We start from the raw sequence: 10,932 nt of genomic DNA on the forward strand, positions 1-10,932 counted from the left end.
AAGCAGCAGTTTTTTTAGTAAAATTTTATGTATACAAGTAAAAAATTGATAAAATTTGTAAATTGATTAACAAATATCAAGATATCGCTACCATATCCTATTTTCTCATGATAACATAAGCAGGCCTATTAAATCATTAATCGTCAAGTGAGAAGGCGTTTTATCCTCGTTATCGTGTTTTAAGCGATCTTTTAAAATATTGAAGCTGATTATATCAATACTTAAACTTTTTTGCGTTAATTGTTTCCTTAAGCTTGTGCAACAAAAGGATAATGTATGTTTATTCAAACTGAAACCACACCAAATCCTGCAACACTCAAATTTTTACCAGGCCGTGTGGTCCTTGCCAAAGGTGTATTAGAGTTTCACAACAGCAAAGAAGCTAACAAAAATTCACCTCTTGCTGCTAAACTGTTTACAATTCCCAATGTTAGCAGTGTTCTTTTAGGATATGATTTCATTGCTGTGACAAAAAATGAAGGGGAATGGCAACATCTCAAACCAGCGATTTTGGGCATAATTATGGAACATTTTCTTTCCAATGACTCCACTGTTATCAATGATGCCACTCTGCAAATACAAACCCCTGAGGCCTACGAAGAATTTTATGACGAAAAAGATGCTGATATTGTCATGACAATTAAAGAGATTCTTGAAACACGTGTTCGCCCAGCTGTTGCCAATGATGGTGGGGATATTACTTTTCGTGGTTTTGAAAACGGTATCGTTTATTTAAATATGCGCGGTGCGTGCGCTGGGTGTCCATCCTCAACAGCAACACTTAAACACGGGATTGAAAATCTCTTGCGTCATTTTATTCCAGAAGTTTTGGGCGTTGAAGCCATGCCGCAAGACGTTACGCTATAAACTTGAAAACCCAGTAAGCAAAAAGAAAAAACCATTTTGTACAAATATCCCATACAAATCATTTGCTGAAAATCATTTTTGAAAGCTATGGGAATTTGTTATTATTTACTGCAAACTATACTTATCAGCGTCCAAATATAGGAGGGGAAATAAATAGGCAGTTAAAGAAGACCAACAAGGCTTGCATTACACGGAGAGGTTCGCACTACACGAAAGGTCCGCATTATACGAAGATCAAAAAAGCGTGCGTAAATCAAAGCTGTAAATACAACAATGCTTCAAGGTATAAAAATATCTCGTAATAAATATACATGCCTTATGAGGCTTTAAAATACTTAGAAACCTTCTTAAACAATAAAAAACGGGCCAGATGGCCCGTTTCTTTTTACCTATGGGTTAAGGCGTTTAGAAATCCATTCCGCCCATTCCACCCATTCCGCCGCCGCCCATTGGAGGCATTGGAGTTTCTTTTTTCGGAAGCTCAGCAACCATTGCCTCTGTGGTGATGAGAAGGCTGGCAATTGATGCAGCATTTTGCAAAGCTGAACGTACAACTTTAACTGGATCAACGATTCCTAAAGAAATCAAATCACCAAATTGGCCTGTTGCAGTGTTGTAACCAAAAGTGTCTGAACTATTTTCAAGCACTTTGCCAACAATAATCGCTGCTTCTTCACCGGCATTGGTAGCAATTTGGCGTGCTGGAGCTTGTAGAGCACGACGGACAATATTGATACCAGCTTCTTGGTCTGCATTGCTTCCTTTAACAGTAATTGCGTTTGCAGCCCGCAAGAGTGCAGTTCCACCACCAGCAACAATACCTTCTTCCACCGCTGCACGCGTTGCGTTCAAGGCATCATCAACACGGTCTTTCTTTTCTTTTACTTCAACTTCTGTTGCACCACCAACGCGAATAACGGCAACACCACCAGCAAGTTTAGCAAGTCTTTCTTGCAGTTTTTCACGGTCATAGTCAGAAGTTGTTTCTTCGATCTGCGCCTTAATCTGACTTACACGAGCACTGATTTGTGCCTTTTGTCCAGAGCCATCAACGATAGTCGTGTTTTCTTTAGAGATATGCACTTTCTTTGCACGGCCTAGCATATCTAAAGTGACATTTTCAAGCTTAATGCCAACATCTTCAGAAATAACCTGACCTGATGTCAAAATCGCAATATCTTCTAACATCGCTTTACGGCGGTCACCAAAGCCTGGTGCTTTAACAGCACAAATCTTCAAACCACCACGCAGTTTATTAACCACAAGCGTTGCCAAAGCTTCACCTTCCACATCTTCAGCGATAATGAGAAGAGGCTTACCAGACTGAACAACAGCTTCAAGAACAGGAAGCAAGGATTGCAGATTAGACAATTTCTTTTCATGAATAAGGATGTAAGGATCGTCGAGATCAGCCACCATTTTTTCAGCATTTGTGACAAAATAAGGTGAAAGATATCCACGATCAAACTGCATACCTTCAACGACTTCTAATTCCGTTTCAGCAGTTTTTGCTTCTTCCACGGTGATAACACCTTCATTACCAACTTTGTCCATAGCATCGGCAATGATTTTACCAATTTCTTCAGCACCATTAGCAGAAATCGTTCCTACTTGTGCTATTTCAGCAGAAGTTTGAATTTTTTTTGCTTTTTTGAAAAGGCTGTCAACAACTTCTGCAACAGCAGAATCGATCCCACGCTTTAAATCCATTGGATTCATACCAGCAGCAACAGCTTTTATACCTTCTTGCACAATAGCCTGACCCAAAACAGTTGCAGTTGTTGTTCCATCACCAGCAATATCGTTGGTCTTTGAAGCAACTTCACGCAACATCTGTGCGCCCATATTTTCGAACTTATCTTCCAGTTCGATTTCTTTTGCAACGGACACACCATCTTTTGTGATACGAGGTGCACCAAATGATTTGTCAATCACCACATTACGGCCTTTAGGACCGAGTGTTACCTTAACAGCATTAGCAAGGATATCAACACCGCGCACCAAGCGCTCACGTGCTTCACGGCCAAATTTGACTTCTTTAGCAGCCATTTAATTTCTCCTTGGATATAGTAAATGAAACAAATTGAGAGAATGGATTAACCCAAAATCCCCATAATATCGGATTCTTTCATGATTAAGAGTTCTTCACCATTAATCTTCACTTCGGTTCCAGACCATTTCCCAAATAAGATGCGGTCTCCTGCTTTAACTTCGAGAGGCACGCGCTTTCCATTATTATCAAGAGCGCCATTACCAACAGCGATTACTTCACCTTCTTGAGGTTTTTCCTTTGCTGTATCAGGGATGATAATCCCACCAGCAGTTTTATTTTCAGATTCAACCCGACGAACGACAACACGATCGTGAAGTGGGCGGAATTGTGTGTTAGCCATGTTTTAAACCCTTAAAACTTAGTATAACTGATTAATCTTAAATTTTACTAGCACTCTTGAGTAGTGAGTGCTAGTAATAAGTTTTATATAAAAATATTGATCCACAATGTCAAGGATTCTAAATAAAATAATTTTTTCATATTGATTCTAATTGGCTCTTTGATTCTGATCAAAAAATGCTTATCTTTTACTAAACTAATAGAACATACGTTAAGGAATTTTACGATGCTTAAAACACGCCAAGAAACCGATAGTTTTGGGACAGTTTCGGTTCCTCATGACCGTTATTGGGGAGCGCAAACAGAACGTTCTCGACATAATTTCAATATTGGTTCAGAAAAACAGCCTCTCTCATTGATTTATGCTTTAAGTCTTATCAAAAAGACAGCAGCTCTTGTGAATATGCAAAAAGGAAAACTTTCGCAAGACATAGGGCAAGCGATTGTCACTGCCGCTGATGAAGTGCTTTCTGGTGCATTTGATACACATTTCCCCCTAGCTGTTTGGCAAACAGGATCTGGCACACAAAGCAATATGAATGTCAATGAAGTAATCGCCAATCGCGCTAGCGTGCTTTTAGGGGGAACACTTGGCAACAAAGCACCCGTGCACCCTAATGACCACGTAAATATGAGCCAATCATCAAACGATTCTTTTCCTACAGCGCTTCATATTGCTACTACACTGCAAACACGCCAACATTTTTTCCCAATCCTTGATACTCTTATTGCCAGTCTTCAAACAAAAGAAGAAGAATTTGCAGATATTATAAAATTGGGGCGCACACACACGCAAGATGCCACCCCCCTTACTTTGGGACAAGAATTTTCAGGCTACCGCGCTGCGCTAGAAGCCAACCGTCAACGTATTGAAATGGCTCTTATTGATGTTCAAATGCTTGCGCAAGGGGGAACTGCCGTTGGAACAGGCCTTAATGCTCCAAAAGGATTTGACGTTGCATTTGCTGAAACGATTAGTCCACTCACAGGAGTAACTTTCACAACCGCTAATAACAAATTTGAAGCTCTCGCCCACCATGGAGCTCTTGCCAATTTCCACGGAAGCTTAAATGCATTGGCAGCTGATTTATTCAAAATTGCAAATGACATTCGTTTCTTAGGATCAGGACCACGTTCAGGCCTAGGCGAACTAAGCTTACCAGAAAATGAACCTGGTTCCTCCATTATGCCAGGAAAAGTTAACCCCACCCAATGTGAAGCCTTAAGTATGGTCGCCTGCCAAGTCTTTGGAAATCAGACTAGTGTGACATTCGCTGCAAGCCAAGGTCATTTCGAACTCAATGCCTTTAAGCCCGTTATTGGTTATAATGTTCTGCAGTCGCTCTCACTTCTTGGTGATTCTATGCACTCCTTTGATATTAACTGTATCAAAGGACTGCGTGCTAATACAGATCACATCCAGTCCCTTTTAGAGCGCTCTCTCATGCTGGTTACAGCGCTCGCACCAGAAATTGGTTATGAAAAAGCTGCTGATATTGCTAAAACAGCCCACAAAAACGGTACAACCTTACGGGAAGAAGCTTTAAAAGCCGGGATTACTGAAGCTGACTACGACCGACTGGTTGATCCAAAGAAGATGATCCACCCACAATAAGGCTATTTTATGTTATTGATGAATTTATGTCATTATGCATTGTTATTATAAATGACATTTACGTTATAATATCGGGCTGTTCACGGCCCAAATATTCTTTTATTTTTAACAATTCAAGCGCTGCTAAAAATAAAGGTCGAAGTACCTTTTGCAGATCTTGATTATATTTGCGGGGGTTGCTTTCATACTGTTCGAGATAAATGCGTACAGTTGCCCCCCCTGTTCCCGTTCCAGATAAACGCACGATCAATCGTGCTCCATTTTCAAAAAACACCCGCACCCCTTGGCCGACACTAACGCTATCATCAATTGGATCATGATAAGTAAACTCATCACAGTGTGTAACAATTAACCCGGCAACTTTTGTTCCAGCTAAGGGCAATAACGTGCGCAAATGTTCCATCATTATATAAGCTTTTTGTGCTTCAATATTCTCATAATCATAACGTGAATAATAAAAACGCCCATATTTGTGCCAATGTTTTTGTACAATTTGTGCCGCTGTTTGCCCTGTTAGAGCCAAAAGGTTTAACCAAAACAACACGGCCCATAAACCATCCTTTTCGCGCACATGGTGTGAGCCCGTTCCAAAGCTTTCCTCACCACACAAAGTAACTTTTCCGGCATCTAGAAGCGTACCAAAAAATTTCCATCCTGTTGGCGTTTCAAAAAGATTGATCCCCTTCTCTTGTGCCACAAGGTCAGCAACACGCCCTGTTGGCATTGAGCGGGCAATCCCAGAAATGCCCTGCCTATATCCTTTAATCAGATGTGCATTTTCTGCCATAATAGCCAATGAATCAGAAGGGGTAATAAATTGTTTGCGACCAATAATGAGATTGCGATCACCATCACCATCAGAAGCAGCACCCAAGTCAGGCCCTTGATCAGACATGAGCAAATGATAAAGATCCTTTGCATGTACCAAATTGGGATCAGGATGAAAACCACCAAAATCTGGTAAAGGAGTTCCATTGACTACTGTTCCTTGAGGAAAATTTAAGCGCTTTTCAAAAATTTCTTTCGCATAAGGCCCTGTGACCGCATGCATAGCATCAAATCGCAAGGTTAAACCCTTTTTCACTGCTTGAGAAATGCAACCAAAATCAAAAAGCTCTTCCATTAAAGCAGCATAATCTGTCACAGGGTCGATAACATCTACCTGCATGGAACCGATAAAACTTTGCCCTTCTATTTCTAAATCAATGTCTGGAACTTCAACAATTTTATAAGAAGAAAGATGTCGCGATGTTGCAAAAATAGCATCACACAAACAGTCAGGTGCCGGACCACCATTGGAAATATTATATTTTATACCACAATCACCATTCACACCACCAGGATTGTGGCTTGCCGATAAAATAATGCCTCCATGTGCATGATATTTGCGAATAAGGTGCGACACAGCAGGTGTTGATAAAATACCCCCTCTTCCCACCTTAACACAACCCACACCATTTGCAGCAGCCATTTTTAACACAAGTTGAATAAAGGTGTCATTTAAATAGCGCCCATCCCCACCAAGGATAAATAATTTTCCCTCAAGAGGTCCAACATTGTCAAAAATGGACTGAATAAAATTTTCAACATAATGGGGTTGCTGAAAAACCGATACCTTTTTGCGTAAACCAGATGTTCCCAGTTTTTGATCATGAAAAGCTGTTGTCAAAACAGTGTTGACGATCATGAAAATAACCTTCCTACTATTTTCTCAACTTGAAAGGGAGCATCCTCCCACAATTAATGTCTCATTAAATAGCTGTCTATGCAGAAACTTCCCATGGTACCTTCTATTAAATGACTACCCTTTTTACAGTTCCCTTTATTTAAGGGGCTACCCATTCAAGCTGCTTTCATTTAACTTTGATGCAAGCATGAAATACTTGCAAATTTATCACAATCTACTACACTTCCAACATTCGTCGTTGAAAAACAAAACCGTTTTTGCAACACAATCCCAAAAGGCTTATAGGAGCGTAATTATGATCAAAAAACAAGTTCCCAACGTAACTTTCCACACACGTGTACGGGATGAATCAGTCGGCGGGGATAATCCTTATCGGTGGCAAGATGTCAATAGTGACACTTACTTTAAAGGGAAACGGGTTATTCTTTTTTCTCTCCCCGGAGCATTTACACCCACTTGTTCAACCTTTCAGCTTCCTGACTTTGAAAAACTTTATGACGAATTTAAAAAAGTCGGCATTGATGAAATTTACTGCCTCTCCGTCAATGATTCCTTTGTCATGAACGCCTGGGGTCAAAAGCAAGGTATTAAAAACGTGAAATTGATCCCTGATGGCTCCGGTGAATTTACCCGTAAAATGGGAATGCTGGTTTCTAAAGACAATCTCGGCTTTGGAATGCGTTCATGGCGTTATGCAGCGGTCATTAATGATGGAGTTATTGAACAGTGGTTTGAAGAAAAAGGCTATTCAGATAATTGCCAAACAGATCCATATGAAGTCTCATCACCTCAACATATCTTAAAAACACTTCAAGACTAAGTGTTAAACAAAGAGCACTTCTTTAAAGAAGATCACATTTTTTAAAATGGCACATTAAAACAGCACAAACCGCCTTTAAGGAATTTGTGCTGTTTTTGTTTTTTTGCAAACCTCTATGCAATCTTTAAAAAGAAAAAACATCTACCTTTTTTGTTTTTCCAAAATATCCTGCACTGCTTGAACCAATTGATTTTCCTCAACGGTTATTTGCGCTGGGCGACTTTCACGCCATGTTTGATTATCTTCAATTTCATTGGCTAAACGCGCACCTTCCACCAAATCTTTAATCTGAACTTCCCCGTACTGGCGTTCTTGTGACCCTTGAATCACCACACAAGGTGCACGGCGCCGATCCGCATATTTCATTTGTGCCTTAATACCCGACTCCCCTAAATATACTTCAGAGCGAATACCTGCATTGCGCAATTGCTTCACCATATTCTGATAACGTGCAACACTGCCTGGTTCTTGATCCATCATCAACACCACAACCGGACCTGTCTCCTCCTTTACAGACAATTTTCCACTGCTTTGCAAAACTGCCATTAAGCGTGATAAACCAATTGAAAAACCCGTTGCGGGAACATTGTCATTACGAAAACGTGCAATCAACCCATCATAGCGCCCACCCCCACCAATAGATCCCCAAAAAGCTTTTCGCCCATCATCATTGATAATATCAAAAAGCACTTCAGCTTCAAAAATAGGCCCCGTATAATAGTCCAACCCTCGTACAACCGACAAATCAATCTTTATGCATTTCTGATAACCATTGACAGCAAAAATTTCCCACATTTCCTCAAGTTCTCGAATCCCTTCAAGCCCATGAGCATAATGACCAACCATTGTTTTGAGAAACGCCACTACTCCCTCTGAAGTTTCATGCCGCACAGACAGAAAAGCAAGGATATAATCAATATCTAGTTTTTTTAACCCCGCACCTTTTGTAAAGTCACCGCTTTCATCCAAACGACCCTCCCCTAACAGAAAACGAACTCCTTCAAAATCAAGTCGCTCAAACTTATCCATAGCCCTCAAAACAGTTAAACGTTTGTCAGCTTGTTCATCTCCCTCCAAACCAATATTTTCCAAAACAGCATCCAAAATTTTCCGATTACTCAGACGAATGACATACTCATCACGCTTAAACCCTAATTTTTCTAAACTATCTACTGCCATCATGCAGACTTCTGCATCAGCAGCCACTGTTGATGCCCCCACAATATCAGCATCCAATTGCATAAATTGACGAAAGCGCCCTGGTCCTGGCTTTTCATTACGAAAAACAGGTCCAATACGACAACTGCGATAAGGTTTTGGTAAAATTTCAAAATTCTCAGCAACATAGCGAGCAAGAGGAGCTGTGAGATCATAACGCAAAGACATCCATTGTTCATCATCATCTTGTAAAGAAAAAACACCTGCATTTGGGCGATCTACATCAGGCAAAAACTTTCCAAGAGCATCTGTATATTCAAAAATCGGTGTTTCAAGTGCTTCAAAACCGTAAAGCTCATAAACTTCACGAATCCGAGTAATCATTTCTTCAAGCGTCTGTAACCCTAGACCTGTGTAATCAACAAAACCCCGTGGTAAACGCGCTTTAGTTTTTTTTTGTTTTGTAGACATGATATTTCTCTATTCAGCAATGTATGTTTACGCATAACTCTGTGTTTTTGCGAACGGTCATGTCTAGCTTATCGAAATGAATGCCGCAATAATTTTATAACCTGTTGTTATAGACAACGATCTGATTTTAACCTTACAAAAGAATATGCCCCATTATCATCAGCTTCTGTCCGCACACCAAAGCATCACCCAACATGTCCAAGGTTTGATTGAACTGTCTCTCATTTATTGCCTCTTTATATTCACGCATAACCTCATGTTCGCGGAATAAGATAGCTATTGTATTAAAATAAACGTTGCAGTAATTTTATACTGTCTTGTGGTGGATACACACCATCACCCCTTTTTATATTACCTGCCAATTATGCTGCCATCACTTTGCTATCATGTTGCTTTTCCTAACAAGCAGGCACTATCAAATCGATTTCACTTCATCAAAGACTTCCTAGATTTGTAGCAAAACTTCAAACGATAGATGTTTAACAGTGCCTTACTACCGTTTTAAGAAATTCTTTTTACCTTAAGAAACCTTTTCTACATCAATGCACAAAGAGAAGATGCACCATTTTAACAAAATTAAAAATGTTCTAAAGTGATAAAAATCTGGTAAAAAACAACGCAAAATTAAATAAAACCCGCCTTTTCTCAAGAAAACAAATCGTACCAGACTTTTTTAATCAACATTGACAGCCATTCAAAAAACGCTATTCATCGTATAAAAACGTCCTTTTCTTAACCAAGAAAACACATATTCTCCCTATCTTAAAAGATGCGTTTGGCAATGTATGAGATGAAGTATCGTCTTTAAAATACTTAAGGAATAAAATGAAGATAACAATTTTTGGCGGTGGAATTTGGGGAAGAGCTCTTGCATTTGCTTTTGCACATAAAAATGAAGTCCGAATTGTTTCAAGACGTGATATCACCTCTGCACTAGAGCCTTTAAACAAAATATTGAGTCACAATTCTCATTCAATCATTTCACAATGTTCTTTAGACGAGAGTTTAGATTCTACACTTTTTGTCATTGCTATTAGTGTTCAAGCTTTAAGAGAATGGTTTGCTTACACATGCTTGAAAAAAGATTCAAAAATACTCATCACAAGCAAGGGAATTGAAGAAGATAGTGGAGCATTTGTCAGTCAAATTGCCAAAGATTTTATTGCTCCAGAAAATCTTTGTTTTTTAGCAGGTCCAAGCTTTGCTAAAGAAATCATTCTCTCTCTCCCATGTGCCTTAACTATTCATTCGCATAATTCCACCCTTGCTCAAGAATTTGCAAACAGAATGCCTGACTTTATCAAACCCTATATTGAAAATGACATCATTGGTGGAGAAGTGGCAAGTGCATATAAAAATGTCATTGCCATAGCGGCTGGAATTTGTGACGGACTGCAATTAGGTCAGAATGCTAAAGCATCTCTCCTATCGCGTGGACTTGTAGAAATGTATCAATTTGCAGAACATTTTGGTGCAAAAATGCAAACTTTCTTAGGGTTGTCTGGTGCAGGTGACCTGTTCTTAACAGCAAATTCCCTTCTTTCTAGAAATTATCGTGTTGGATTAGGATTAGCGCAAAACAAACCTTTGCAAAACATTTTAAGCGAGCTAGGCGAAGTAGCCGAAGGCATTAAAACTTCTAACGCAATTACTCAAATTGCTCAAAGAGAAGGAATTTACGCACCTATCGCTACAGAAGTTCAAAAAATCATTCAAGGTAAAAACCCTTTAGAAAGCATCAGCACTTTGATGAAAAGGTAACTTGAAAATAAAATTCCAATAAAGAAATTATTATTCAATAAGCCATTGCCTTCCTTAATCCTGAACATTTGCGAGGTGTTTATGAAGAGAGTTTAGATGATATAGAATCTGTTATCACCGCTTTGATGCATAATCCTTCAGGCTATTCTGTTTATCTTAAG

The 10,932-nt window shown here is 39.5% G+C and carries 9 protein-coding genes (1 of these 9 cut by a window edge); 5 read left to right on the forward strand and 4 right to left on the reverse strand.

What is annotated here, in order from left to right; all coding sequences use genetic code 11:
* The first annotated feature begins 276 nt into the window (after nucleotides 1-276).
* Entirely contained in the window at nucleotides 277-867 is a 591-nt protein-coding gene (locus BWD162_RS06000) for a NifU family protein (protein ID WP_078705835.1), read from the forward strand.
* A gap of 405 nt (nucleotides 868-1,272) precedes the next feature.
* Here the strand turns inward: BWD162_RS06000 and groL are convergent, their stop codons facing one another.
* On the reverse strand, nucleotides 1,273-2,916 hold the full coding sequence (gene groL / locus BWD162_RS06005) for a chaperonin GroEL (RefSeq protein ID WP_078705836.1): 1,644 nt from the start codon (nucleotides 2,914-2,916) through the stop codon (nucleotides 1,273-1,275).
* A gap of 47 nt (nucleotides 2,917-2,963) precedes the next feature.
* On the reverse strand, nucleotides 2,964-3,260 hold the full coding sequence (gene groES, locus BWD162_RS06010; RefSeq protein ID WP_010701621.1) for a co-chaperone GroES: 297 nt from the start codon (nucleotides 3,258-3,260) through the stop codon (nucleotides 2,964-2,966).
* Nucleotides 3,261-3,485: 225 nt separating this feature from the next.
* Between groES and fumC the strand changes: the two genes are divergently transcribed.
* Nucleotides 3,486-4,874: a class II fumarate hydratase gene (gene fumC / locus BWD162_RS06015; protein WP_078705837.1), complete on the forward strand. Its 1,389-nt coding sequence runs from the start codon at nucleotides 3,486-3,488 to the stop codon at nucleotides 4,872-4,874.
* Between the two features lie 58 nt (nucleotides 4,875-4,932).
* Here fumC and BWD162_RS06020 read toward each other — a convergent pair whose 3' ends face one another.
* Nucleotides 4,933-6,561 carry an alpha-D-glucose phosphate-specific phosphoglucomutase gene (locus BWD162_RS06020; protein WP_078705838.1) on the reverse strand — a complete coding sequence of 543 codons (1,629 nt, stop codon included), beginning with the start codon at nucleotides 6,559-6,561 and terminating at the stop codon, nucleotides 4,933-4,935.
* Between the two features lie 295 nt (nucleotides 6,562-6,856).
* On the opposite strand from BWD162_RS06020, the gene BWD162_RS06025 reads away from it, so the two are divergent.
* Nucleotides 6,857-7,381 carry a peroxiredoxin gene (locus BWD162_RS06025; protein ID WP_078705839.1) on the forward strand — a complete coding sequence of 175 codons (525 nt, stop codon included), beginning with the start codon at nucleotides 6,857-6,859 and terminating at the stop codon, nucleotides 7,379-7,381.
* A gap of 141 nt (nucleotides 7,382-7,522) precedes the next feature.
* On the opposite strand, the gene hisS is transcribed toward BWD162_RS06025, so the two are convergent.
* Nucleotides 7,523-9,010 carry a histidine--tRNA ligase gene (gene hisS / locus BWD162_RS06030; RefSeq protein WP_078705840.1) on the reverse strand — a complete coding sequence of 496 codons (1,488 nt, stop codon included), beginning with the start codon at nucleotides 9,008-9,010 and terminating at the stop codon, nucleotides 7,523-7,525.
* Nucleotides 9,011-9,835: 825 nt separating this feature from the next.
* Here hisS and BWD162_RS06035 point away from each other — a divergent pair.
* Together BWD162_RS06035 and BWD162_RS06040 are read left to right on the forward strand one after the other, a co-directional pair.
* Entirely contained in the window at nucleotides 9,836-10,771 is a 936-nt protein-coding gene (locus BWD162_RS06035; RefSeq protein ID WP_078705841.1) for an NAD(P)H-dependent glycerol-3-phosphate dehydrogenase, read from the forward strand.
* Between the two features lie 68 nt (nucleotides 10,772-10,839).
* Nucleotides 10,840-10,932, forward strand: partial view of a hypothetical protein gene (locus tag BWD162_RS06040; protein WP_078705842.1) — the 5' portion only. It continues 378 nt past the right edge of the window; the window shows 93 of its 471 coding nt (coding positions 1-93); its start codon is at nucleotides 10,840-10,842; its stop codon lies off the right edge, out of view.

Origin of the sequence: Bartonella sp. WD16.2, assembly GCF_002022505.1 — a bacterium.
Taxonomy (GTDB): domain Bacteria; phylum Pseudomonadota; class Alphaproteobacteria; order Rhizobiales; family Rhizobiaceae; genus Bartonella.